At 72.5% G+C, this 24,153-nt stretch carries 20 protein-coding genes; all 20 read left to right on the top strand.

The features are described from left to right. Window positions 1-122: 122 nt before the first annotated feature. The 20 genes from THESUDRAFT_RS09385 to THESUDRAFT_RS09290 all read left to right on the top strand — a co-directional run bounded on the left by THESUDRAFT_RS09385 (window position 123) and on the right by THESUDRAFT_RS09290 (window position 24,153). Entirely contained in the window at window positions 123-1,478 is a 1,356-nt protein-coding gene (locus THESUDRAFT_RS09385; protein ID WP_006904552.1) for a M20/M25/M40 family metallo-hydrolase, read from the top strand. Window positions 1,479-1,565: 87 nt separating this feature from the next. After that, window positions 1,566-2,780, top strand: coding sequence for a M24 family metallopeptidase (locus THESUDRAFT_RS09380; RefSeq protein ID WP_006904551.1), 1,215 nt, complete (start codon window positions 1,566-1,568; stop codon window positions 2,778-2,780). A 173-nt stretch (window positions 2,781-2,953) separates the two neighbouring features. Beyond that, on the top strand, window positions 2,954-3,247 hold the full coding sequence (gatC, locus tag THESUDRAFT_RS09375; protein ID WP_006904550.1) for an Asp-tRNA(Asn)/Glu-tRNA(Gln) amidotransferase subunit GatC: 294 nt from the start codon (window positions 2,954-2,956) through the stop codon (window positions 3,245-3,247). Next, window positions 3,244-4,713 (top strand): Asp-tRNA(Asn)/Glu-tRNA(Gln) amidotransferase subunit GatA, encoded by a 1,470-nt coding sequence (gene gatA, locus THESUDRAFT_RS09370; RefSeq protein ID WP_006904549.1) that lies wholly within the window; start codon window positions 3,244-3,246, stop codon window positions 4,711-4,713. Before gatC ends, gatA begins: the two co-directional genes overlap by 4 nt. Next, a complete protein-coding gene (gene gatB, locus THESUDRAFT_RS09365; RefSeq protein WP_006904548.1) occupies window positions 4,710-6,350 on the top strand; it encodes an Asp-tRNA(Asn)/Glu-tRNA(Gln) amidotransferase subunit GatB in 1,641 nt (546 codons plus the stop codon). The genes gatA and gatB overlap by 4 nt, the downstream gene beginning before the upstream one ends. A 194-nt stretch (window positions 6,351-6,544) precedes the next feature. After that, complete coding sequence (locus tag THESUDRAFT_RS09360; protein ID WP_006904547.1) at window positions 6,545-10,246, top strand: efflux RND transporter permease subunit; 3,702 nt, start codon at window positions 6,545-6,547, stop codon at window positions 10,244-10,246. Between the two features lie 360 nt (window positions 10,247-10,606). Next, a complete protein-coding gene (locus THESUDRAFT_RS09355; RefSeq protein ID WP_006904546.1) occupies window positions 10,607-11,362 on the top strand; it encodes a geranylgeranylglyceryl/heptaprenylglyceryl phosphate synthase in 756 nt (251 codons plus the stop codon). Further along, window positions 11,337-12,215, top strand: coding sequence for a D-amino-acid transaminase (gene dat, locus THESUDRAFT_RS09350; RefSeq protein WP_006904545.1), 879 nt, complete (start codon window positions 11,337-11,339; stop codon window positions 12,213-12,215). Before THESUDRAFT_RS09355 ends, dat begins: the two co-directional genes overlap by 26 nt. A gap of 24 nt (window positions 12,216-12,239) precedes the next feature. Next, window positions 12,240-12,752 carry a metallophosphoesterase family protein gene (locus tag THESUDRAFT_RS09345; RefSeq protein ID WP_006904544.1) on the top strand — a complete coding sequence of 171 codons (513 nt, stop codon included), beginning with the start codon at window positions 12,240-12,242 and terminating at the stop codon, window positions 12,750-12,752. 113 nt (window positions 12,753-12,865) lie between these two features. Then, window positions 12,866-14,734: an ABC transporter substrate-binding protein gene (locus tag THESUDRAFT_RS09340; RefSeq protein WP_006904543.1), complete on the top strand. Its 1,869-nt coding sequence runs from the start codon at window positions 12,866-12,868 to the stop codon at window positions 14,732-14,734. A 298-nt stretch (window positions 14,735-15,032) separates the two neighbouring features. Beyond that, window positions 15,033-15,401, top strand: coding sequence for an NADH-quinone oxidoreductase subunit A (locus THESUDRAFT_RS09335; protein ID WP_006904542.1), 369 nt, complete (start codon window positions 15,033-15,035; stop codon window positions 15,399-15,401). Beyond that, window positions 15,392-15,973 carry an NADH-quinone oxidoreductase subunit B gene (locus tag THESUDRAFT_RS09330; protein ID WP_006904541.1) on the top strand — a complete coding sequence of 194 codons (582 nt, stop codon included), beginning with the start codon at window positions 15,392-15,394 and terminating at the stop codon, window positions 15,971-15,973. Before THESUDRAFT_RS09335 ends, THESUDRAFT_RS09330 begins: the two co-directional genes overlap by 10 nt. A 199-nt stretch (window positions 15,974-16,172) precedes the next feature. Beyond that, window positions 16,173-16,829: an NADH-quinone oxidoreductase subunit C gene (locus tag THESUDRAFT_RS09325; RefSeq protein ID WP_006904540.1), complete on the top strand. Its 657-nt coding sequence runs from the start codon at window positions 16,173-16,175 to the stop codon at window positions 16,827-16,829. A gap of 135 nt (window positions 16,830-16,964) precedes the next feature. Further along, entirely contained in the window at window positions 16,965-18,140 is a 1,176-nt protein-coding gene (locus tag THESUDRAFT_RS09320; RefSeq protein WP_006904539.1) for an NADH-quinone oxidoreductase subunit D, read from the top strand. Further along, window positions 18,140-19,102: an NADH-quinone oxidoreductase subunit NuoH gene (gene nuoH, locus THESUDRAFT_RS09315; RefSeq protein ID WP_006904538.1), complete on the top strand. Its 963-nt coding sequence runs from the start codon at window positions 18,140-18,142 to the stop codon at window positions 19,100-19,102. The genes THESUDRAFT_RS09320 and nuoH overlap by 1 nt, the downstream gene beginning before the upstream one ends. Before the next feature lie 16 nt (window positions 19,103-19,118). Then, window positions 19,119-19,598 (top strand): NuoI/complex I 23 kDa subunit family protein, encoded by a 480-nt coding sequence (locus THESUDRAFT_RS09310; RefSeq protein WP_006904537.1) that lies wholly within the window; start codon window positions 19,119-19,121, stop codon window positions 19,596-19,598. Beyond that, on the top strand, window positions 19,595-20,335 hold the full coding sequence (locus tag THESUDRAFT_RS09305) for an NADH-quinone oxidoreductase subunit J family protein (RefSeq protein WP_006904536.1): 741 nt from the start codon (window positions 19,595-19,597) through the stop codon (window positions 20,333-20,335). The genes THESUDRAFT_RS09310 and THESUDRAFT_RS09305 overlap by 4 nt, the downstream gene beginning before the upstream one ends. Continuing rightward, on the top strand, window positions 20,335-20,649 hold the full coding sequence (gene nuoK, locus THESUDRAFT_RS09300; RefSeq protein ID WP_006904535.1) for an NADH-quinone oxidoreductase subunit NuoK: 315 nt from the start codon (window positions 20,335-20,337) through the stop codon (window positions 20,647-20,649). The genes THESUDRAFT_RS09305 and nuoK overlap by 1 nt, the downstream gene beginning before the upstream one ends. A 70-nt stretch (window positions 20,650-20,719) precedes the next feature. Beyond that, window positions 20,720-22,603 carry an NADH-quinone oxidoreductase subunit L gene (gene nuoL / locus THESUDRAFT_RS09295; RefSeq protein WP_006904534.1) on the top strand — a complete coding sequence of 628 codons (1,884 nt, stop codon included), beginning with the start codon at window positions 20,720-20,722 and terminating at the stop codon, window positions 22,601-22,603. Then, complete coding sequence (locus THESUDRAFT_RS09290) at window positions 22,603-24,153, top strand: complex I subunit 4 family protein (RefSeq protein ID WP_006904533.1); 1,551 nt, start codon at window positions 22,603-22,605, stop codon at window positions 24,151-24,153. The genes nuoL and THESUDRAFT_RS09290 overlap by 1 nt, the downstream gene beginning before the upstream one ends.

Raw genomic sequence — 24,153 nt, 5'->3', positions numbered from 1 at the left:
GGCCTCTGCGGCGCCACGCCGGTAGCGCTGCCCCCTGCGGCGCCGCGGCCATACCGGCCGGCCGCTTCCATACCCGGTTCTGCGGCCGGCCACGCTGCTTGCGGAGAAGGAGGGGTTCGGCCTTGGAAGGTGCCCTTGCCTACAGCCGGGCCCACCGGGAGACGGCGCTGGACGACCTGCGCACCCTGCTGCGCCAGCCCTCGGTGGCGGCCCAGAACCTGGGCATGGAGGACTGCGCCCGGCTGGTGGCATCCATGCTCGAGGGCATCGGCGCCACGGTGGAGGTGGTTCCCCTGGAGGGGGGCTTCCCCGTGGTCTATGGGGAGATCGACGCCGGTGCACCTCGCACGCTGCTCTTTTACAACCACTACGACGTCCAGCCGCCCGAGCCCCTGGAGGAATGGGAGGTCGACCCCTTCGCGGCCGAGATCCGCGACGGCCGCCTGATTGCCCGCGGGGTGGCCGACAACAAGGGCAACCTGATGACCCGCATCAAAGCGGTGGAGGCGTGGCTCAAGGGCGAGGGCCGGCTGCCGGTCAACGTCAAGTTCGTCATCGAAGGGGAAGAGGAGATCGGCAGCGTCCACCTGCACCAGTTCATGGACCGTTACGCGGACCGGCTGGCCGCCGACGGCGTGGTCTGGGAGTCGGGCGGCAAGGATGCCCGGGGGCGGCCTGCCATCTCCGCGGGGTGCAAGGGCATCCTCTACGTGGAGCTGGTGGCCCGGGCGGCCAACCAGGACCTGCACTCCAGCCTGGCCGCCATCGTGCCCAACCCCGCCTGGCGCCTGGTGCAGGCCCTGGGCACCTTGAAAGACGTGGCGACGGACCGGGTGCTGATCGAGGGCTTTTACGACGCCGTGCGCGGCCCGACCCCGGCCGAGCGCCGGCTGCTGGAGCAGTTCCCCCTGGAAGAAGACGAGATGCTGGCCTCCTGGGGGCTTAAGGAGTTCATCGGCGGCCTGCGGGGGACGGCACTGCAGGAAAAGCTGCTCTACGCTCCCACCTGCACCATCTGCGGCCTGGTGTCGGGCTACACGGGCCCGGGGACCAAGACGGTGCTACCCCGGGAGGCTCGGGCCAAGATCGACTTCCGCCTGGTCCCCGACCAGCGGGCCGAGGACATCCTGGCGAAGCTGCGGGCCCACCTGGAGCGCCACGGTTTCGGCGACCTGGAGATCGTGGTGCTGGGCCCGGAAGATCCGGCCCAGACGGACCCGGACCACCCCCTGGTAGGCGTGATCCGTGACACGGCCCGGGAGGTTTACGGGGTCGAACCCGTGGTGCGGCCGCGAGCGGCGGGGACAGGCCCCATGTTCCTCTTCCACCGCATCGGCCTGACCGCCACCGTGGACGGGGTGGGCATCGGCCACCACGGCTCCCTGGTCCACGCGCCCAACGAGAACGCCTACGTGGACGACTACTACCGCGGCATCGAGCACGTGATCCGCATCCTCGACCGGTTTGGCCGGATTTGACGCGGTTTCCCAGTTCCACCGTTCACCGGATTCCACGCTGCGTGGGCGCCACCAGGCGCACTGCATGGAGGGGGCGGCGATGGGACGATGACCGTTCACACCGGTGGCCACCAGCACGACTGGCGCATCAGCGACGCCGAGCTCCTGCGCCGGCGCCGCCGGGTCCAGGAGGAACTGGCCCGGCAGGGGGCGTCGGCCTTCATCACCTACAGCCCCACGTCCATCTTCTATCTGACCAACTTCCATTTCATCCCCACCGAGCGGCCAGCCGCCCTGGTGCTGGACGAAACCGGCCGCTGCGGCCTGCTGGTTCCCCGCTTGGAGCTGGAGCACGCCCAGCTGGTCGCCCTGGTGGACGAGGTGCGGGACTACCCCGAGTACCCCGGCGAGATCCACCCCATGGATCACCTGGCCCGCTGGCTCAAGGACCGGGGCCTGGGGGCGGCCCACCTGCTGGCGGAGGCCGCGGGCTACGGCTCCTCCTGGGGCTACCAGGGGCCGGCCCTGGCGGAACTGCTGCCGGAGGCCCGCATCACCGTGGATGCCAAGCTCATCGAGCGGCACCGGCTGGTCAAATCCCCCGAGGAGATCGCCCTGATCCGGGAGAGCTGCCGCTGGGGCAACCTGGCCCACGAGCTGCTCCAGGAGTATGCGGTCCCCGGGGCCAGCGAGGTGGAGATCAGCCATCAGGCCTCCCACGAGGCCACCATGGCCATGATCCGGGCCTTCGGCCGGGCACGCCGGCCGGTGGGGCCGCTCTCGGCCCTGGCCACCTTCCGCGGCCAGGTGGGGCCCAACAGCGCCCTGCCCCACGCGGTCACCATCAACGCCATCCTGAAGCCGGGCGACGTGCTGGTGACGGGTGCCGCCGCCTACGTGGGCGGGTATTTGAGCGAGCTGGAGCGGACCATGTTCGTGGGCGAGCCCAGCGCCGAGCAGGTCCGGTTCTTCCGGCACATGGTGGAGCTGCAGGAGGTGGCCTTTGGCGCCATCAAGCCGGGCGTGCCGTGTTCCGCCGTCGACCGGGAGGTGCGCCGCTACTACGACGAGCACGGCCTCTGGCCCTACTGGCGCCACCATGTGGGGCACAACCTGGGCCTGCTGGCCCACGAGGCGCCCTTCCTGGACATCGGCGACGAGACCCTGATCGAGCCGGGCATGGTCTTCTCCGTCGAACCCGGACTCTACGTGCCCGGCCTGGGGGGCTTCCGCCACTCGGACACGGTGCTGGTCACCGAGACGGGGATCGAGCTTTTGACCTACTACCCCCGGGATCTGGAGAGCCTGATCTGCGGGCTGTGACGGGATGGGGCGCGAGGATCAGCAAGGCCGGTGACGCCCCCGCCGCGGCGGGCCGGGCGGCGCTGCGCGCCGTCCTGCGCCGGGGGGTGCTCGGCCTGCGGCGGGCGGCGCTGCCGGTTCCTCCGGGGCCGGGAAGGCTTGGTGTATAATGGCCGCACGAAAGGAGGACGAGCATGGCCGACATCACGCGGGAGGAGGTGCGGCGCATCGCCGCCCTGGCCCGGCTGGGGCTCGATCCGGCGGAAGAGGAGCGCCTGGCCGGCCAGATGGTCCGCATCGTCGAGGCCATGGCCCAGCTGCGCCGGGTCGAGACCGGCGACGCCGAGCCCCTGACCCACGTTCTGGGCGGCCTGGGCAACGTCACCCGGCCCGACGAGCCCCGGCCGGGGACGGACCGGGAGGCGTTGCTGGCTGCCGCCCCCGATCGCAACGGCCCATTCCTGCGCGTTCCCCGGGTGATCGAATGATGGAGGAACTCTGGTTCGAGCCGGCCCACCGCCTGGCCCAGCGCCTGGCGAAGGGGGAGGTCAGCTCGCGGGAGCTGACCCGCCTCTTCCTGGACCGGATCCAGGAGCTGGACGGCACGGTGGGGGCTTACCTGACGGTGACGGCGGAGCTGGCCCTGGCCCAGGCCCGCGAGGAAGACGAAAAGCGCCGCCGGGGCGAGGCGGCGGGGCCCCTGGCGGGGGTGCCCGTGGCCGTCAAGGACAACCTTTGCATCCAGGGCGTTCCGACCACGGCGGCCTCCCGGCTGCTGGCCGGCTACCGGCCGCCGTACACGGCCACGGCGGTGGAGCGGCTGCGCCGGGCGGGGGCCGTGATCCTGGGCAAGACCAACATGGACGAGTTCGCCATGGGGTCGTCCACGGAAAACTCCGCCTTCCGCATCACCCGCAACCCCTGGGATCCCCAGCGGGTGCCCGGCGGATCCAGCGGCGGGTCGGCGGCGGCGGTGGCGGCGGGCGAGGCGCCGGCGGCCCTGGGTTCGGACACCGGCGGCTCCATCCGCCAGCCGGCGGCCTTCTGTGGCGTGGTAGGGCTCAAGCCCACCTACGGCCGGGTGTCCCGCTACGGCCTGATCGCCTTCGCCTCGTCCCTGGACCAGATCGGCCCCCTGGCCCGCGACGTCACCGATGCAGCCTTGCTGCTGGAGGCCATCGCCGGCCAGGATCCGGCGGACGCCACCTCGGCGCCCGTGCCGGTGGCCGCCTGGCGCGACGCCCTGACCGGGGAGGTGGAGGGCCTGCGCATCGGCCTGCCCCGGGAGTTCTACGGCGAGGCGGTGGAACCCCCGGTGGCGGAGGCGGTCCGGGCGGCGGTGGAGCGGCTGTTGGCCGACGGCGCCGTGGCGGAGGAGACCTCCCTGCCGTCGGCGGAGCACGCCCTGCCCGCCTACTACCTGATCGCCACGGCGGAGGCTTCCTCCAACCTGGCCCGCTACGACGGCGTGCGGTACGGCTTCCGGGCCGAGGCCGGCGACCTGGCGGGCATGTACCTGGAGACCCGGAAGAACTTCGGCCCCGAGGTCAAGCGCCGCATCCTGCTGGGCACCTTCGCCCTGCGGGAAGGCTACTACGACGCCTACTACCGCAAGGCGCTGCAGGTGCGCCGGCTGATCAAGGACGACTTCGACCGGCTCTTCGCCACCTTCGACGTGCTGATCACGCCCACCTCGCCGGTGGTGGCCTTCCCCCTGGGCGCCCGCACCGAGGACCCGCTGGCCATGTACGCCGCGGACATCTGCACGCTGCCCGTCAACCTGGCGGGCCTGCCGGCGGTGTCGGTCCCCTGCGGCTTCGCCGGCGGGCTGCCCGTGGGGCTGCAGATCATCGGCCGGCCCTTCGCCGAGGACGCGGTGCTGCGCGTCGCCTACGCCATCGAGCAGCGGTTGCAGCTGGACCTGCGACCGCCTGTGGGGAGGGTTGCGGCATGACGGGTGCGGCGGAGGCCCATCGTGCCCACGACGCCGCGGCGATGCCGCCCGGGGCCGCCATGGCGCCGGCCGCGGCGACTGGGGTTGCGGTGCGTGATGCCGCTGCGGGGCAGGCCGCTGCGACCCCTGCCGCCGGAGGCCCGCGACCGGCGGCCGGTTCGTCCGCGGATCCGTGGCAGGAGCAGGACGGGCTGCGCTACCGGGTGATCGTGGGGCTGGAAGTCCACGTGGAGCTGCGCACCCGGACCAAGATCTTCTGCAGCTGCCCCAACCAGTTCGGCGCCGAGCCCAACACCCACGTCTGCCCGGTGTGCATGGGCCTGCCCGGCACCTTGCCGGTCCTCAACCAGCAGGCCCTGGAGTACGCCGCCCTGGCGGCCCTGGCCCTCAACTGCCGCATCGCCCGGGAGACCAAGTTCGACCGGAAGAACTACACCTACCCCGACCTGCCCAAGGGCTACCAGATCTCCCAGTACGACCAGCCCCTGGCCACCGGCGGGTGGGTGGAGATCGACACGCCGGACGGCCCGAAGCGCATCCGCATCCGGCGGCTGCACCTGGAGGAGGACGCCGGCAAGTCCGTCCATGACCAGGACGCCACGGGTACCCTCCTGGACTTCAACCGGGCGGGGGTGCCCCTGATCGAGATCGTCACCGAGCCCGACCTGGCCTCGCCCGAGGAGGCGCGCCTGTTCCTGCAGGAACTGCGGGCCGCCATCCTTTACACCGGCGTCTCCGACGTGCGCATGGAGGAGGGCTCCCTGCGCTGCGACGCCAACGTCAACGTGGTGGTGGCGGGGGCCGGGCCGGGGGGGACCGACCTGCGCACCCCCATCACCGAGATCAAGAACCTCAACTCCTTCCGCTCGGTGGTGCGGGCCCTGGAGCATGAGGTGGCCCGGCACCTGGATGCGGTGCGCCGGGGCGAGCCGCTGCAGCGGGAGACCCGCCACTGGGACGAGGGGCGGGGCGTGACCCGGCCCTCCCGCGGCAAGGAGGAGGCCCACGACTACCGCTACTTCCCCGAGCCCGACCTGCCCCGGCTGGTGCTGGACGAGGCCTGGGTCGAGGGCTTGCGGGCGCGGCTGCCGGAGCTGCCCCGCCAGCGCCGGGCCCGGTACGTGGACGAACTCGGCCTGCCGGCCTACGACGCGGGCGTGCTGACCGCCGATCCGGCCCTGGCCCGGTTCTTCGAGGACGTGGTGGCGGCAGGGGTGGCGCCCAAGGCGGCCAGCAACTGGATCATGAGCGAGGTGCTGGCCCACCTCAACGCCACGGGGCGATCGGTCCAGGACCTGCCCTTCGGGCCGGGCCAGCTGGCGGCCTTGCTCCGGCTGGTCGACCAGGGCACCATCAGCGGCAAGATCGCCAAGCAGGTCTTCGCCATCATGCTTGAAGAAGGTGGCGACCCGGAGGTCATCGTCCGGGAGCGGGGCCTGGTGCAGGTGACCGACGAGGCCCAGCTGGCCGAGTGGGTCGACCGGGCCATCGCCGAGAACCCCGAGGCGGTGGCCAACTACCGGGGCGGCAAGGAGACGGCCCTGGGCTTCCTGGTCGGCCAGGTGATGCGCTTCAGCAAGGGCAAGGCCAATCCCCAGCGGGTCAACGAGCTCCTGAGGGAGCGGCTGAAGGGCTAGATGGCCGGACCGGTGGCTCCGGCCGGGCTGGCCTGCGGGGAGCAGCCCGGGTGGACCGGGTGGACAGGAGGGCGGCCCAGCAGGTCGCCCGCGGTCCAGGGAGCGCAAATGCGGGGATAAAAGGGGGGCCGGCGGGCCACCCTCCAAACCGGCGGCGCCGGCGCGCCGCCGGTCCTTTTCGGGGAGGGTCCGCGGTGCCGGTCTGGCGCTGGGCCATCGCACGGCCGGTGGCCACCCTGATGGCCATGGGGGTGCTGGTGTGGGCCGGGTTCTTCGCCCTGCGCACCTTGCCCGTCGGCCTGTTGCCTGCCCTGAACCCGCCGGTGCTGACGGTGGTCGCCTCCCTGCCAGGGGCCTCGCCCGAGGCCATCGACCAGCTGCTGGGCCAGCCCCTCTCCCAGGCCCTGCGGACCGTCAGCGGGGTCGACGAGATCACCTCCCGTTCGGGTGACGAGACCGCCGTTGTGGTCCTGCGCTTCCACTGGGGGACCGACCTGGAGGCGGCCCGGGAGCAGGTCCACCAGCGCCTGGACGCCGTGCCCCTCCCGCCCGGGACGGGCCGGCCCCAGATCCTGCGGTTCGACCCCCAGCAGCTGCCCGTCATGGAGATCAGCCTGGCGGGGCCCGGTGACGCGGTGGAACGGGCCCGCCGGGCGGAAGAGGTCCTGCTGCCGCGGCTGGAGGCGGTGCCCGGCGTGGCCGCCGTCACCCTGCGCGGCGCTCCCGCGGAGCGGGTGGAGGTGGTGCTGGACGCCGCAGCCTTGCGGCGGCACGGGCTGGTGCCGGGGCAGGTGCAGGTCGCCGTGGCGGCGGCCGCCGCCACCGTGCCGGCAGGCGCCGTGGCGGGGAGCGACGGGAGCCGCCGCTGGCCCGTGGAGGTGGAGGGCGGGTTCCACCGCCTGGAGGAGCTGGAGCGGGTGGTGGTCGGCCTGTCCTCGCCGGTGGCGGTGCCGGCTCCGGCGGCACCGGCGGCGCCGGGCGGTGTCCCCGGCGTCCCCGGCGTCCCGGGCAACGACCCCGGCCTGCCGCTCCCGCCCGGCAGGACGCTGGGGGACCTGCTGCGGGACCCGGGAGCGTTGCTCCGGAAGCTGGGTGGCGGGCCGCTTCCCGGACTGTCCCCTTCTCGGTCCCGGGACGGGATGGCGGGGGGAACGGATCTCGCCCAGGCCCCTGGTGGCGCGGCCCCCGGTGGTCGAACGGGGCGGGCTCCGGGGTCCGATGGCGCGGCGCCCGGCCGGGTTCCGGGGTGGGGCGCCGCGGCCGTGGGTGGAGGGGACCCGGCCGCGGTGGCGGGCGGCGTCCTCGGCCGGGCCGCGGGGCAGGGGGCGCCGGTGCTGGCCGGCGCCGTGCCGGTGCGGCTCGGCGATGTGGCCCGGATCCACATCCGGCGGGATCCGCCCGGCAGCCTGGAGCGGCTGAACGGCAGGGACGGCCTGGGCCTGATGATCTACCAGGAACCCGCGGCCAACACCGTGTCCGTCAGCCGGGCGGTGCGCGCGGCCCTGGCGGCCGCCCTGGCCTCCCTGCCGGGCTGGCAGGCCACGGTGACCTACGACGGCGGCCTGCTGGTGGAGCGGGCGGTGCGGGGCGTGGGGCAGTCCCTGCTGGCCGGCAGCCTGCTGGCCGTGGCCATCCTCTGGCTCTTCCTGCGCCGCGGCCGGGCGGTGCTGGTCATCGCCGCCGCCATTCCCGTCAGCGCCTGCGCCACCCTGGCCGCCATGCACCTGGCCGGCATGACCCTCAACGTGATGAGCCTGGGCGGCCTTGCCCTGAGTGCGGGGGTGCTGGTCGACCAGGCCATCGTGGTGCTGGAGAGCATTGCCCGCCGCCGGCAGGAAGGCCTCCCTGCCGCCGAGGCCGCCGCGGCCGGCACCGAGGAGGTGGCGGCCGCCATCGCCGGCTCCACCGTCACCAACCTGATCGTCTTCCTGCCCGTGCTCTTCCTGGGCGGGCTGCCTGGCCAGCTGTTCCACGACCTGGCGGTGACCAACGCCCTGGCCCAGGCCGCCTCCCTGCTGGTCGCCGTCACGATGGTTCCCGCCCTGGCGGCCTGGTGGCTGGAAGAACCGGCCACGGCGCCGGCCGGCGCTCCAAGCCCCCAGGTTCCCGCCCCAGCAGCTGCCGGCCCGCGGTCTCCCGCCGGCGGATGGCCGGCCGCCGCACCGTTCGGCCGGCCCGCTGCGCCCGCCTCCGCCGCCGACACCGGAGGGGCGGGCGCAGCCGGCCGGTTGCCGCGGCCCGTGGAGGCTTGCCTGGCCCACCCGGGCCTGACGCTGCTGGCGGCCCTGGTGATGGTGGCCGCTTCCATCCCGGCGGCGGCGCGCCTGGGGACTGAATTCCTGCCCGCGGTGGACGAGGGCGCTGTGGACATCGCCGTGACCCTGCCCGAAGGGGCGTCCCTGGCCGCCACCGCCGGCGCCATCCGGCAGGTGGAGTCGGCCCTGGCCGGCCTGCCCGGGATCCAGGCGGTGATCAGCCGGGCGGGCGGCGGCCCGTGGCCGGGGCAGGCGGGAGGGCCGAATCAGGGGCTGGTCAGGGTCCACCTGGCGGCAGGGGCCGGTTCGTCCCAGGCTTGGGCCGAGCGCATCCGCCGGCTCCTGGCCCGGGCCGGGGAAGGCCGCGGCGGCCTCGGGGGAGCCGAGGTCACCGTGCGGCCGCGCAACCTCTGGGCCGAAGTGGGGGCCGGGGCGCCGGTGGTGGAACTGGCGGTGCGGGCTCCCGACGCCGCCACCTTGGCCCGGGCGGCGGAACGGGCTCGCCGTGCCCTGGCGGCCACCCCCGGGCTGGCCGACGTGGCGGTCGATCTGGACCGCAGCGAGCCCCGCCTGGCCGTCCGGGTCGACGCGGCGGCCGCGGCGGGCTTTGGGCTGGCCCCGGTCCAGGTGGGGCAGCAGCTGCGCCTGGCCCTGGCCGGCGAGACGGTGGCCCGGGCGCGCGTGGAAGGGCGCTGGCTGCCCGTGGTCCTGCGCCTCGGCGAGGCGCCGACCGGGACGGCCACCCCGGTCCTGGCAGGCGGCGCGGGCGGCGCAGGCGCCGCGGCGGCTGCCGGGGGCGGGGAAGGTGCCGCGCAACCCCCGGACGGCGGGGGCCTTGAAGATGCCGGAGCACCGCAAGGTGCTGGCAGCGGGGGCCTGGCGGGCCTGCCCGTGGCCGGAGGGACGGGCTGGGCGCGGCTGGCCGACCTGGCGGTGGTGCGTCCCGGTCACACGCCGGCCGCCCTGGTGCGGCGGGACGGCTGGCTGGCGGCGACCCTGACGGCCCGGGTCCAGGGAGTTGACCTGGGCACCGCCGTGGCCCGGGCGCGGGAGCGGGTGGCCGCCGTGCTGCCGCCGGGCGCCGCGGTGGAACCGGCGGGCACCGCCGTGCTGATGGCCGAAGGGTTCGGCACGCTGGTACCGGCGGCCCTGGGCGCCCTGCTTCTGATCTACATGGCGATGGCGGCCCAGTTCGAATCCCTGGTGCATCCCCTCCTCATGATGGTGACCCTGCCCCTGGCCCTGACCGGCGCCGTGGCGGGCCTGGCCGCCACCGGCCATGCCATCGGGCTGACGGCGGTGATGGGGGCCGTGGTCCTGGCGGGGATCGCGGTCAACAACGGCATCGTGCTGGTCGACGCCGCGCGCCGTTACCGGGCGGCCGGTGCGGACGCCGCGACCGCCATCCGCCTGGCCTGGAGCCGGCGGCTGCGGCCGGTGTTGATGACGGCCCTGACCACTTTGCTGGGCTCCCTGCCCATGATCCTGGTGCCGGGGCAGGGCAGCGAGCTGGAGGTGCCCCTGGCGGCGGTGCTGGTGGGCGGCCTGTTCACCTCCACGGTCCTGACCCTGGTGGTCTTGCCTTGTGCCTGGCTGCTGGCCGAAGGCCGGCGACGGCCCGGTGCGGCCGGCCGGGCCTGAACGGGGGTCGCCGGCGGCCCGCGCTGGTGCGCCGCCGCCGGCCTCCGGCACTCCGCCGGCCTCCGGCACGCCGCCGGCGGGGCTCGCGGTCCTCTCCAACGCGGCCCCCGACCCAGGCACTTCACCTGAGGGAGCCGTGCTGCTCCTCCGCCGCGGCCACCGGCCCCGGCACTTTGCCGGCGGGGCCCGCCGCCGCCCTGCAGCGCCGCGACTGCCCGCCGGGGGTGGGAGGAGCCATGATTCGCCAGACAACAGGGCAGGGTCCGCGGCCGCCGGTGGCGAAGCGAGCCTGCCGGGCCCGCCCCGGGCCCCGGCCGCCTGTGCGCCCGGGGCCGGCGACCAGAGCATGGGGGGAAGGGGATGGACTGGCGGAACTGGCGCCATGTGGTCAAGCTGGATCCCGCCCGCCCGCTGGATCCGGCGGTCATTGCCCGGCTGCCGGCCACCGGCACCGACGCCCTGGTCCTGGGCGGCAGCGACGGCATCCGGCGCGGGGCCGTGTTCGGCCTGCTGGGTGCGGCCCGGGAGACGGGGCTGCCCGTGGCCATCGAGGTCTCGTCGGTGCAGGCGGTGGTGCCGGGGGCCGACTGGTACCTGATCCCCATGGTGCTCAACACCACCGACCCCCGCTGGCTGGTGGGCGCCCACCAGGAAGCCTTTGCGAACCTGCACCGCATCGCGCCGGGCATTCCCGTTCCCTGGGACCGGGTGGTCACGGTGGCCTATGTGGTCTGCAACCCCGCCGCCACGGTGGCCCGGGTGGCGGCGGCGCGGCCGCCGGAAGGCCCCGCGGCGGTGGCGGCCTGGGCGACGGTGGCGGAGAGGCTCTTGCGTGCAGACATCGTGTACATTGAGTACAGTGGCCGGTTGGGCGACCCGGCCTGGGTCGAGGCGGCGGCCGGTGCCCTGCGGAGGGCCCGCCTGTTCTACGGCGGCGGGCTGAGCACCGCCGAGCAGGCGGCGGTCATGGCCGCCCGGGCCCACACCGTGGTGGTGGGCAATGCCCTCTACCGGCCGGACGGGCTGGAATGCATCCGGGCCACCGTGCGGGGCGCGCGCCAAGTGCGGCCCGGAGAGGGAGGGGAACCCTTTGCCGCCGGAAGTCGTCTTCCTTAACGGATCCTTTGTTCCCTACGAGCAGGCCGTGGTGCCCGTGGAGGACCGCGGCTTCCTCTTCGCCGACGCGATCTACGAGGTGATCCGCTGCTACGGCGGCCGGTTCTTCCGCCTGGACGATCACCTGGAGCGGCTGGAGCAGAGCGCCGCGGCCCTGGACATCCCCCTGCCCTATGACCGGGCCCGGTGGGCGGCCCTGCTCGACGAGCTGATCCGGCGCAACGGGGTGCGGGACGGGTCGGTGTACGTCCAGGTGAGCCGCGGGGTCGCCCCGCGCAGCCATGCCTGGCCCCAGGGGCTGCAGCCCACGGTGGTGGCCATCGCCCGGCCGGGCGGCACGCCGCCGGCGGAGGCGGTGGAGCGGGGCGTCAAGGCCATCACCGTGCCGGACAACCGCTGGGGGCTCTGCTGGGTGAAGACCACCGGTCTCTTGCCCAACGTCCTGGCCAAGCAGCAGGCGGCGCGGGCGGGGGCCTACGAGGCCCTGTTCGTCCGGGACGGCCTGCTGACCGAGGGCACGTCGAGCAACGTGTTCGTGGTGCTGGACGGCATCCTTTACACCCACCCCCTGGCCAACATCCTGCCCGGCGTCACCCGGGCCGTGGTCCTGGACGTGGCGCGGCAGGCGGGGCTGGCGGTGCGGGAACAGGCCATCCCCGCCGTCTGGCTGGAGCGGGCGGAGGAGGTCATCCTCTCGGGGACCAACAGCGAGGTGCTGGCCGTGGTGGAGATCGACGGGCGGCCCGTGGGCGGCGGCCGGCCCGGACCGGTGTTCGCCCGCTTGCGGGAGGGCTACCTGGCGCGGGTGGCGGCGGAGACCGGCGCAGCGGTGGAACCGGGCCCGGGCGCCTGACGGCGTCTCCGGAAGGTGAGCCCGGTGGCGACGCGGGTCCTGGTGCTGTCCGACACTCACATCCCCGGCCGGGCGCGGGCGCTGCCCCCAGCGGTGCTGGAGGCGGCCGCTACGGCCGACCTGATCATCCATGCGGGGGATCTGGTGAGCCTGGACGTGTATGATGAACTGGCGCTGCTGGCGCCGGTCGTCGCCGTCCACGGCAACGTGGACGACCCGGAGGTGTACCGGCGGCTGCCGCCCCGGATCGTGGTGGAACGGGACGGGGTCCGGGTGGGGGTGACCCACGGGCATCTGGGCCGGGGACGGTCGACCGCCGAGCGGGCCCTGGCGGCCTTCGCCGGCGAGGAACCGCCGCCGGCGGTGGTGGTCTTCGGCCACAGCCATCAGCCGCTGGTGGAGCGGCGGGATGGGGTGCTGTTGCTGAACCCGGGTTCGCCCACCGACCCGCGCTGGGCGCCGGCGCCGAGCTATGGGTGGCTGGAGCTGGAGGGGGGCGAGGCCCGGGCGCGGCTGGTCCAGCTGCCCCGGCGGTAGGGACGGGACAAGCGGCCGTCCCCCGCGGGGCCTGCGGCGGGGCCCGGGCAGGGCAGGCCAGGCCCTGGCCGCGGCGAGCCATGGGTGAGCAACGGGTAGGGAGAGGATGGCGCTTGACCGAGCAGACCCTGAGCTGGCGGCGCCGCCTGGGGGCGGCACTGATCCTGGCCCTGGTGATCACCGCCGTGGCAGGAATCTGGCGCATGGCCGGCACCACGGGTCGCGCCCCCGCGATGCCGGCCGGCGGCGGCGCGACGCCTGCGCCGGCGCCCGGGGACGGCCCCCAGCCGCCCCAGCTGGTGCTGGGCAGCCTGGGCGGGTTTGAAGGGTGGAACCCGCTCTTGACGGAGCGCCACCCCCTGCAGCCGCTGCTCTTTCGCAGCCTGGTGCGGTACAACGACCGGATGGAAGTGGAGCCCGATTTGGCCGCCTCGTGGGAGGTGGGCAAGGACGGGCGCGTCTACACGCTGCACCTGGCGGAGGCCACCTGGTGGGACGGGCGGCCCGTGACGGCCAGCGACGTGGTCTTCTCCCTGACCACTCGCCTCCACCCCCGGGCCGACCGCCTGGCGGCCTACAACCTAGCCGCCTTGAACGGCGCCGAGACCTACCTGGCGGAGCTGGACCGGCTGGACCGGGACCGCCAGGCAGGCCTGCTGGATGAAGCCACCTGGGAGGCCCGGGCCATGGCGGCCTACGACCGCTGGCTGGAACGGGGCGCGGTGCGGGCTCCCGATCCCCGGACGGTGGTGGTGACCTTTTCCGAGCCCTACGCGCCGGCGCTGGAGCTCTTCACCCTTCCCGTCGTTCCCGCCCACGCCTTCGCCAGCCGGGCCGAGGCCCTGGACCCCCGCCACCCCTTCCACACGGGCCACCCCGTGGGTTCCGGGCCCTATCGCCTGGACAGCTGGGTGCCGGGTGTCCAGGCGCGACTGGTGGCCCGGGAGGACCTGCCGCCGGAGCAGGCCCCCGGATACCCGCTGGTGGTGGTCCGGTTCTTCCACGAGCAGGAGGAGCTGGACCGGGCGGTCCTGGCAGGCGAGGTCGACGCCGGCAGGCTTTCGCCGGAGGCCGCCCGCCAGGTGGTGGCGGGACAGGCGCCGCTGCGGCTGGTGGAGTTCCCGGACCTGGGCTATACCTATCTGGCATACAACCTGGCCGACCCGATCCTGGCCGACCCGGCGGTGCGCCGGGCCGTGGAGCAGGCCGTTGACCGTTCGGCCCTGGTGGGCGCGCTGTTCGGGCGCTATGCGGAGGTGCTGGCGGGACCGGGCCTGCCCGGGACCTGGTGGGCGGCGCCCCAGGCCCCGCCGCGCTATGACCCGGAGGCCGCCCGCGCCCTGCTGGAACAGGCCGGCTGGGTCGACGGCGACGGCGACGGCGTGCGCGAGCGGGGCGAACAGCAGCTGGCCATCCGGATCATCACCCACCGGGAGAACCGCTACCGCGAGGAGGCCGCAGAGATGCTGGCCGGGTTCCTCCGCCAGGTGGGCATTGCCGCCGAGGTGCAGGTGGTGGACTGGCCCGACCTGGTGGCGGTCCTGCGGGAGGGCCGGTACCAGGCGGCCCTTCTCGGGGTCGGCGTGGGCGTCGACCCCGACGGGTACGCCCTCTGGCACTCCGCGGGCCACCTCAACTTCACCGGGTTGCACGACGCGGAGGTGGACCGGCTGCTGGAGGAGGGCCGGCGCGGCGGGGACCGGCGGGTGATCTACCGCCAGGTCCAGCAGCGGCTGGCCGAGCTGGAGCCCGCCCTGTTCCTCTGGCAGGAGATCCTGGTGCTGGGCGTGCGGCAGGGGGTGGAAGGCCCCATCAGCGGCTCCCCGGGCGGGTTCTTCTGGAACGTGGCCGCCTGGCACCCGGCGGACGAACCTGGCCCCACCGGCGGGCCGGCAGCGGCAAGGGGCGGGACCTCGAAGGCCCGGCGGCAGCCGGCGCATGCCGGCGGCGCGCCCGGGGTACACGGGGCGGCCTCCCGGTGACCGGCGCCGGGGACCGGCGAGAGGGGGGAGCCCGGCCCCGGCCCGGTGAAGCTCCGGGCGGCGCCCTCCGGGCAGCGCCCTGAGAGTGCACCAGCCCGCATGGCGCTTTGGTTGACACCCATTTTTGCTTCTCCATATAATGTGGATGGCTTTCGGGCGGGCTCCTTCATGTTCCGAATTTCACGAAGTCCCGCCCGTCGCCTTTCTTACCTCTTGCCCGGTGACGCCCACCCGGTAACGCCGGCCGGTAGACGGTGTCCGGTGGCGGCAGCCCGCCGGGGGAACGGGGGTCGGCCAGTTGGATTCCCGGATCTGGATCGACGTGCTGGTCTTCCTCATCGCCGGGGCCAGCTTCCCCATGGTCAACGTGGCCGTGAGCCGGCTGCTGCGGCGCGACTGGCGCGAGCCCAGCAAGCTCACCACCTACGAGACCGGGATCCGCCCCTACGGCGATGCCCGCGTGCGGTACAGCATCCACTATTACATCTTCGCCCTGATCTTTCTGGTGTTCGACGTGGAAGTGGTCTTCCTCTATCCCTGGGCCGTCCGCTTCCGCGAGCTGGTCCAGGCGGGTCCCTTCGCCTTCATCGAGATGGCCCTGTTCATCGTCATGCTGGGCGTGGGTCTGATCTACGCCTGGAAGAAGAAGGTGTTACGATGGGTGTGACCAACCCGCGGGTGACGGGTCCCTCCGGCATCACCGTGGCCGACTTGGCCTGGGACGAGACGGACCCCGAGCACCTGATCGACCGGGCGGCGGAGCGCCTGCCTGGGGTCTGGGAGTACCTTCCCGGCGTGATCACCACCAACCTCCAGACCCTGGTCAACTGGGGCCGCAAGAACTCCCTCTGGTACCTGCTCTTCGGCATCGCCTGCTGCGCCATCGAGATGATGGCGGCCGGCGCCTCCCGGATCGACCTGGACCGGCTGGGGTCGGTGTTCCGTGCCTCGCCGCGCCAGGCCGACATGATGATCGTGGCGGGGACCGTCACCGAGAAGATGGCGCCGGTGATCAAGACCCTGTACGACCAGATGGCCGAGCCCAGGTACGTCATCGCCATGGGCGCCTGCGCGTCCAACGGCGGGCCGTACTACCAGGGCTACAATGTGGTCGACGGGGTCGACAAGATCGTTCCTGTGGACGTGTACGTGGCCGGGTGCCCGCCGCGGCCGGAGGCGCTGATCTACGCCATCATGAAGCTGCAAGACAAGGTGGCCCGGGCGAACCTGCCGGCCTGAGATCCGACGTCGCAGCCCCGCGGGGAGCGGGGCTGGCGTTTGCCTGGGGACCCGCACCGGCGGCGGCCGCCGGAGCGGACGAGCCGGCGCCCCGGGCCGGGCCGGGCGGGGCCCGCCAGGTAGGGCGCCGGGACGGACCGCTGTGGAGACCCGGCGGCCCCGGCCCGGCGGCGGGCCCGAAGAATGGGGGGAAGAACCTGTGGCCGAGCACCCTGAGGCGGCGCCCGCCCAAGCCGGGGACGACCGCCCGCTGCACACGCACCAGGACGACAAGCCCCTTCTCGAAGCGCTGCCGCTTCCGGCGGAGGGGACCTTCGTCGATCCCAAGGCCAAGAAGAAGGCGCCCGCGGGGGAGGCCGGCGCCGAGCCGGCGGTGGATCCGGTGGTGGCCCGCCTGCGGGAAGCCTTTCCCGACGTGAGCTTCGATCCGGTGGCTGCCACCGCCGACGGCTGCCCCATCGTGACCGTGCCTGCGGAGCGGTGGCTGGAGGTGGCCCGGTTCCTCCGCGACGATCCCCAGCTGGGTTTCGACTACCTGTCCGATCTCTGCGGCGTCGACTACAAGGACGCCCTGCAGGTGGTCTACCAGCTGCGGGGAGTGGGCCACGACCGGCGCCTGACGGTCAAGGTCAACGTGAGCAAGGAGCAGCCGGAGGTCCCCAGCGTGGTCGAAGTCTGGCCCGGCGCGGGCTGGCACGAGCGGGAGGCCTTCGACATGTTCGGGGTCCGCTTCAGCGGCCACCCGGACCTGAGGCGGATCCTGATGCCGCCGTGGACGCCGGACGACGTCTTCCCGCTGCGCAAGGACTTCGTCGACCGGCGGCCCAAGCGGGAGCGCAAGGTGCGGCCGCGCTGACGGCCGGCGGAGCCGGCGCCCGGCCTGCCCGCCGGCCCGGCGGAGCGGGTGCCGGTGAGGGCGCGGCGAGGAGACGGAAGGGCATGAGCGCGCCGGAAGGGCTGGTATGGGCATAGGGAAGGCGAGGTGAGGGCCGTGAGCCTGACGCGGGAACCGGTGCAGCCGCTGGAGCTGGATCCACGCCTGGGGGACCGGGTGCGGATCGAGCCCCTGGAAGGCGGGCGCCAGACCATGACCATGAGCATGGGCCCCCAGCACCCCAGCACCCACGGGGTGTTGCGGGTCGTGCTCAGCCTGGACGGCGAGACGGTGGTCGACGCCCAGCCCGACATCGGCTACCTGCACCGCAACTGGGAAAAGATCGCCGAGTACATGACGTACGCCATGACGGTCCCCTTCTCGGACCGGAACGACTACCTGGCCGCCATCACCAACGAGCTGGCCCTGGTGCAGGCGGTGGAGAAGCTGACGGGCCTGGAGGTGCCCGAGCGGGCCCAGATCCTGCGGGTGATCTTCTCCGAGCTGCAGCGCATCACCAGCCACCTGCTGTGGTTCGGTACCTTCGGCCTCGACCTGGGTGCGGTGACGGCGTTCCTCCACGCCTTCACCGCCCGCGAGTACTGCTACAAGCTCTTCGAGCAGGCCACCGGCGCGCGGTTCCTCTACGCATACCTGCGCATCGGCGGGCTGCGCAACGACGTGCCCGACGGCTGGATCGAAGATTTGCTCTCCTTCCTGGACCAGCTGGAGAACAAGTACTGGCCCGAATTCATGAAGCTGCTCATCGAAAACCCGATCTTCATCCGCCGCACCCGGGGCATCGGGGTGCTGAAGCCGGAGGTGGCCGTGGCCTACGGCGCCAGCGGGCCGGTGCTGCGGGGTTCGGGCATCAAGTACGACGTGCGCAAGGCCGACAACTACCTGCCCTACGACCGGTTCGAGTTCGACGTTCCGGTGGGGGAGAACGGCGACGTCTACGACCGGGCCCTGGTCCGCATGTACGAGATCCTGGAGAGCGCCCGGATCATTCGCCAGGCCGTCAAGGAACTGCCCGACGGCCCGGTGATGGCCAAGGTACCGCGGGCCATTCGCCCCTACGGCGAGGTGTACCACCGGGTGGAAGGGCCGCGGGGCGAGGTGGGCGTCTACCTGGTGGCGGCCGGTGACACCAACGCCTACCGGGCCCGCTGGCGCTCGCCCTGCTTCGTCAACCTGCAGCTGCTGCCGATCCTGGCGAGGGGGCACCTGGTGGCCGACGTGGTGGCCATCATCGGCAGCATCGACATCGTCCTCGGGGAGGTCGACCGCTGATGCCGGAGTGGCTGGTGGCGGTGCTGTGGGCCATCCTCAAGGCCACCATTGCCCTCGCCTTCATCGGCGTGAACTTCATGTTCCTGGTCTGGCTGGAGCGGAAGGTGTCCGCCCGGATGCAATACCGGGTGGGGCCCTACCGGGTCGGCAAGCCCCACGGCTGGGCCCAGCTCTTCGCCGACGCCATCAAGATGTTCTCCAAGGAGGACGTCATGCCCGCGGCGGCGGACCGCTGGGTCTGGGCGGCGGCGCCGGTGGTGGTGTTTGCGCCGGCGGTGCTTTTGTTCGTCATCCTGCCCGTCGGGCCCGGTTTCGGCGTCCAGCCCGACTTCAACCTGGGCCTGCTGTTCCTCAGCGCCGTCTCGTCCTTCACCCTGTTCGGCATCTTCATGGCCGGGTGGGGTTCCAACAACAAGTACTCCCTGATCGGTGCCATGCGGGCCGCGGCCCAGCTGATGGCCTACGAGATCCCGCTGGTGCTGGCGGTGCTGGGCGTGGTCATGCTGGCGGGCAGCCTCAGCCTGCAGGACATCGTGGAGGCCCAGCAGCGGTACTGGTTCGTCTTCCCGCAGTTCCTCGGGTTCATCGTCTTCCTCATCGCCGCCATCGCCGAGCTGAACCGCACGCCCTTCGACCTCGCCGAGGCCGAGTCGGAGCTGGTGGCGGGCTACTTCACCGAGTACAGCGGGATCCGCTGGGGCATGTTCATGTTCGCCGAGTACACCAACCTGTTCACCATGTCCGCCATCGCGGCCAGCCTGTTCTTCGGCGGGTGGAACGGGCCGATCCTGCCGCCGGTGGTGTGGTTCCTGATCAAGACCTACGCCTTCGTCCTGCTGGCCATGTGGATCCGCTGGACCCTGCCGCGCATCCGCATCGACCAGCTGCTGGACCTGGGCTGGAAGTTCCTCGTCCCGGTGGGCCTGCTGAACCTGGTCATCACCGGGTTGTTCCTGGTCTGAAAGGCGGTGACCACGGATGAGCGTCCTGGCTGAGATCTGGCAGACCGCGAAGAGCCTGGTGGCGGGCCACGCCGTGACCTGGCGGTCGGCCGCCCGCCCGCCGGTGACGGTGAACTACCCGGACGAGCGGCCCGACCTGCCCAAGGGCTACCGCGGCATCCCGGTGCTCAAGACCAACCTGGAGACGGGCGACCTGAACTGCACGGCCTGCGGCCTGTGCGCCCGCTCCTGCCCCGTCAACGTCATCGAGGTCATCGAGGAGACCGACGAGAACGGCAAGCGCCTGCGCCGGCCCAAGGTCTTCAACATCGACATGTCGCGCTGCATGGTCTGCAACCTGTGCGTCGAGGCCTGTCCCTTCGACGCCCTGGAGATGGCGAACCACTTCGAGATCGCCGACTACTCGGTGCCCAACCTGATCTTCAACAAGGAGCAGCTGGCGGAGATCTGGAAGCAGTACGACGCCGTCCGGCTGGCTGGGGGCGAGAAGCCATGAGCGGGACGGCCGTCATCTTCGCCGTGCTGGCGGCGGTGGTGCTGCTGGGGGCCTGGCGGGTGGTGACCAGCGAGCAGATCGCCCACAGCGCCCTGTTCCTCGGCCTCACCTTCGTCGGCATGGCGGGCCTGTTCATCCTGCTCAAGGCGCCGACCTTCGCCCTGCTGCACGTGCTGGTGTACGTCGGGGCGATTCTGACCGTGGTGGTCTTCGCCATCATGCTCTCGGACCCCGAGGAGCTGCGGGGCGCGGGCGACCTTGCCCTGGGCGAGCGCCTGCGGCGCCGGTTCCTTTCGCCCTACTACGGCTGGCTGCCGGTGGTGGTGGCCGGGGTGCTGGTGGCCGTGATCCTGGCCGGCCTGGCTGCCGCCCAGCTTCCCCGGGTGCCCCTGGGCGAGCCCGTGGCCGACGACCTGCGGGCCATCGGGGGCGAGATGTTCACCCGCTACGCCATCCCCTTCGAGGTGGCCTCGGCCGCGCTGTTGGCGGCCCTCATCGGCGCCATCGGCCTGACGCGGCGCGAGACGGCGGAAGAGCGCGGTCGTGGCGGGCGCGACGGGGGGGCGGCCCGCACGGCGCCGGTCGCCCGGGTGCAGGGCGCCATGGCGGCCCAGGACCTGGGTGACGGGGTGCCGCAGGCCGGGACGCCCGCCGGATCCTCGCCGGCCGGGAACCGGGTGACGGCGGCGGCCGGTTCGTCCGGTGGAGCCGGTGCGGCAGGGGAGGTGGGCCGCTGATGGGCGGCATTCCTTTGCTGGATTATCTCGTGGTGGGGACCCTGCTCTTCGGCATCGGCCTGTGGGGCGCCCTGACCCGCACCAACGCCATCCGGATCCTGATGTGCATCGAGCTGATGCTCAATGCCGTCAACCTCAACCTGGTGGCGCTGAACCAGTACCTGGACCCCGGGTCGGTGGAAGGGCAGATCTTCGGCCTGTTCATCATCGCCATCGCGGCGGCGGAGGCGGCCATCGGCATCGGCATCGTGCTGATGGTGGTGCGGCGCCGCGGCGAGGTGGACGTCAACAAGATCCGGCTGATGCGCGGTTGAGCCCGCGACGGTCAGGCCGGGGTGCGATACGGAACGGGCTGGGTACGGACGGGACTGCGAGGTGAGCGGCGTGGTGGAATCGGCCTGGTTGATCCCGCTCTTCCCCCTGGCGGCCTTCGTGCTGACGGTGTTCTTCGGCCGCCGGCTGGGCGAGCGGGCGGGCTGGATCGGCGTCACCGGCATGCTGGCGGCGGCGATCCTGTCCCTGGGCGTATTCCGGGACGCGGTGGCCCGCCCCGAGGCCTACGAGGCCGCGTGGCGGTGGCTGCAGTTCGGCTCCTTCGAGCTGCGGGCCGGGTTCCGGGTCGACAACCTGGAAGCGGCCCTGCTCTTAATGGTGTCCTTCGTCAGCTTGATGGTGCACGTCTTCTCCCTGGGCTACATGCATGGCGATGCCCGCTACAACCGCTACTTCGCCCTGATCTCCCTGTTCACGGCGGGCATGCTCGGGCTGGTCATCGCCGACAACGCCGTCTTCTGGCTGATCTGGTGGGAGATCATGGGCGCCTGCTCCTACCTGCTCATCGGCCACTGGTTCGAGGAGCGGGAGAACCAGGCGGCGGCGTACAAGGCCTTCATCACCACCCGTATCGGCGACGTGCTGATGATGGCCGGCTTCTGGTACATGTTCCACCTGACGGGCAGCCTGCGTTTCGCCGACTGGCAGGCCTGGGTGGAGCACCAGGCGGGGGCGGGGGCCCCGGACTTCGCCCGGGCCATGACCGTAGCGGCCCTCCTGATCTTCGGTGGCGCGGTGGGGAAGTCGGCCCAGGCGCCGCTGCACGTGTGGCTTCCTGACGCCATGGCCGGTCCTACGCCCGTCAGTGCCCTGATCCACGCCGCCACCATGGTGGCCGCGGGCGTGTTCCTCGTCGCCCGGACCTACTTCATCTTCGCCGAGTCGGCCACGGCCCTGGCGGTGGTGGCCTTCCTGGGGGCGTTCACGGCCTTCCTGGCGGCCAGCATCGCCGTGGTACAGACCGATATCAAGAAGGTGCTGGCCTACTCGACGGTCAGCCAGCTGGGCTACATGGTCATGGCCTTGGGCGTGGGCGGCTACGCGGCCGCCATGTTCCACCTGTGGACCCACGGCTTCTTCAAGGCCCTGCTCTTCCTGGGCTCGGGGGCCGTCATCCACGCCGTGCACACCCAGGACATGCGGGAGATGGGCGGCCTGGCCGGCAAGATGAAGCTGACGGCCCTGACCTTCATCGTCGGCACCTTGGCCCTGGCCGGCATCTGGCCCTTCGCCGGGTTCTACTCCAAGGACGAGATCCTGCTGGCGGCCTACCACTCCCCCTACCCGGTGCTCTTCTGGGTGGGCACCCTGACCGCCGGGCTGACGGCCTTCTACATGACCCGGGCCGTGGTGCTGACCTTCTTCGGCCGGCCGCGGGACGTCCACAAGTACGAGCACGCCCACGAGGGCGGGCCGGAGCTGCGCTGGCCGCTGGTTTTGCTGGCCATCCCGGCCTTTGCCGCGGGCTTTCTGGCCCCGGCCCTCTTCGGCGCGCCGGTGCACGAGTTCATCACCTTCGGCGAGCACGTGGCGGCACACGAGCCCGAGTCCGTCGTGGTGCTGCTCGGCACCCTGTTCGCCGTGGGCGGCATCCTTCTCGGCATCGTGGTGTACGGCCTGGGCTGGATCTCGCCCGAGACCCTGCGCGCGGCCTTTGCCACGCCCTACTTCGTCCTGCAGGAGAAGTGGTTCTTTGACCGGGCCTACCAGGTGGTGGTCCTGGGCGGTTCGTCCGCGCTGGCGCGGCTGGTGGCCGGCTTCGACCGGCTGGTGGTGGACGGCATCGTCAACGGCGTGGCGCGCCTGGTGGCCGGCGTGGGCGAGGTGGTGCGGCGCTGGTCCACCGGCCTGGTGCAGGGGTACATGCTGACCCTCTTCGCCGGCGTGGTGGTGCTGGCGCTGCTGATCCTGCAAGTGACGGGAGGCTTGAGGTGATGTCCGCGTCGCTGCCCTATCTCAGCCTGATCCTGGGGGTGCCGGCGGCGGGCGCGCTGCTCACCCTCCTGATCCCCCGGGAGAACCACCGGGCCATTCGCCTCGTGGGGACCGTGGCCCTGGCCGTGCCGCTGCTGCTGGTGGCGGCGGTCTGGGCCGGGTTCGACCCGGCCGCGGGCGGCCCGCAGTTCGTGGAGCGCTACCGCTGGATCCCCACCCTGGGCGCCTGGTACTACCTGGGCGTCGACGGGCTGTCCCTGCCCCTGGTGGCCTTGACGGCGCTGGTCGCGCCCCTGGCGGCCCTGGCTTCCTGGGGCATCGAGCAGCGCGTCAAAGAGTACTGGGTGCTGCTGGGCATCCTGGTGACCGGGATCTTCGGCGTGTTCCTGGCGCTGGACTACCTGCTGTTCTACGTGTTCTTCGAGCTGTCCCTGATCCCCATGTACTTCCTTATCGGCATCTGGGGCGGCCCGCGCCGGGACTACGCCTCCCTGAAGTTCTTCATCTACACCCTGGTCGGCAGCATCGTGCTGATCGTGGGCATCCTGGGCCTGTACTTCCTCACCGGCGCCAGCACCTTCGACATGGTGGAACTGGCGCGCCGGGCGCCGGCGGCGGTGCCGCAGGCGCTCAAGCTGCCGCTGTTCCTGCTGCTCTTCGCCGGGTTCGCCATCAAGACGCCCATGTGGCCGGTGCACACCTGGCTGCCCGACGCCCACGTGGAGGCGCCGACCCCCATCAGCGTGATCCTGGCCGCGGTCCTGCTGAAGATGGGCACCTACGGCATGATGCGCATCACCTGGCCCACCCTGCCCGACGTGGCCCGGGACCTGGCCGGCACGCTGGCCGTGCTGGCGGTGATCGCCATCCTCTACGGCGCCTTCACGGCGCTGGGCCAGCGGGACTTCAAGCGGCTGGTGGCCTACTCGTCGGTCAGCCAGATGGGCTTCGTGGTCCTGGCCCTGGCGGCCGCGGCGGCGGCGCCGGCGGCGGCGGAGGCGGCTCAGCTGGCGGGGCGCGATCCCCAGGTGGTGCTCCAGGCGGGCCAGTCCGCCACCATGGCGGCCGTGTTCATGATGGTGGCCCACGGCCTGGCCTCCGCCCTGCTGTTCCTCCTGGTGGGCTTCTGGTATGACCGCACCCACACGCGGGATTTCGACCGGCTGGGGGGCATGTTCCGTACCACGCCGGTGGCGGCCACCTTCCTGGGCATCGCCGCCTTCGCCAACCTGGGGCTGCCCGGGTTCAGCACCTTCATCGGCGAGTTCTTCACCCTGATGGGGACCCTGCCGGTGTTCCCGGTGGCGGTGTACGTCGCCCTGATCGGCCTGGTGGGCGGTGCCATGTACAACCTCACCATGCTGCAGCGGGTGGCCATGGGCGGGCCGAAGCCGGAGTGGCACGGCCTGCCTGATGTGTCGGCCCGTGAGCTGGCGACCTTCGTGCCCCTGGTGGCGGCCATGCTGCTTCTGGGCTGGATGCCGGGGTTGCTGACCCAGGTCTTGAGCACGCCCGTCGCGCAATTCGTCGCCAAGTTGGGGGGGATGTGA

It is taken from the genome of Thermaerobacter subterraneus DSM 13965 (assembly GCF_000183545.2).
Lineage (GTDB): Bacteria > Bacillota > Sulfobacillia > Thermaerobacterales > Thermaerobacteraceae > Thermaerobacter > Thermaerobacter subterraneus.
Note: the sequence above shows the minus strand (reverse complement) of the source record. Positions and strands in the feature narration are given on the sequence as shown.

What these genes read in the sequence shown, in the direction of transcription:
- gatC (WP_006904550.1), top strand. Translation starts at nt 2,954, where the DNA reads ATGGCCGACATCACGCGGGAGGAGGTGCGGCGCATCGCCGCCCTGGCC.
- THESUDRAFT_RS09305 (WP_006904536.1), top strand. Translation starts at nt 19,595, where the DNA reads ATGAGCGGGACGGCCGTCATCTTCGCCGTGCTGGCGGCGGTGGTGCTG.
- nuoK (WP_006904535.1), top strand. Translation starts at nt 20,335, where the DNA reads ATGGGCGGCATTCCTTTGCTGGATTATCTCGTGGTGGGGACCCTGCTC.
- THESUDRAFT_RS09330 (WP_006904541.1), top strand. Translation starts at nt 15,392, where the DNA reads ATGGGTGTGACCAACCCGCGGGTGACGGGTCCCTCCGGCATCACCGTG.
- THESUDRAFT_RS09355 (WP_006904546.1), top strand. Translation starts at nt 10,607, where the DNA reads ATGGACTGGCGGAACTGGCGCCATGTGGTCAAGCTGGATCCCGCCCGC.
- nuoH (WP_006904538.1), top strand. Translation starts at nt 18,140, where the DNA reads ATGCCGGAGTGGCTGGTGGCGGTGCTGTGGGCCATCCTCAAGGCCACC.
- gatB (WP_006904548.1), top strand. Translation starts at nt 4,710, where the DNA reads ATGACGGGTGCGGCGGAGGCCCATCGTGCCCACGACGCCGCGGCGATG.
- THESUDRAFT_RS09290 (WP_006904533.1), top strand. Translation starts at nt 22,603, where the DNA reads ATGTCCGCGTCGCTGCCCTATCTCAGCCTGATCCTGGGGGTGCCGGCG.
- gatA (WP_006904549.1), top strand. Translation starts at nt 3,244, where the DNA reads ATGATGGAGGAACTCTGGTTCGAGCCGGCCCACCGCCTGGCCCAGCGC.
- THESUDRAFT_RS09310 (WP_006904537.1), top strand. Translation starts at nt 19,119, where the DNA reads ATGAGCGTCCTGGCTGAGATCTGGCAGACCGCGAAGAGCCTGGTGGCG.
- THESUDRAFT_RS09380 (WP_006904551.1), top strand. Translation starts at nt 1,566, where the DNA reads ATGACCGTTCACACCGGTGGCCACCAGCACGACTGGCGCATCAGCGAC.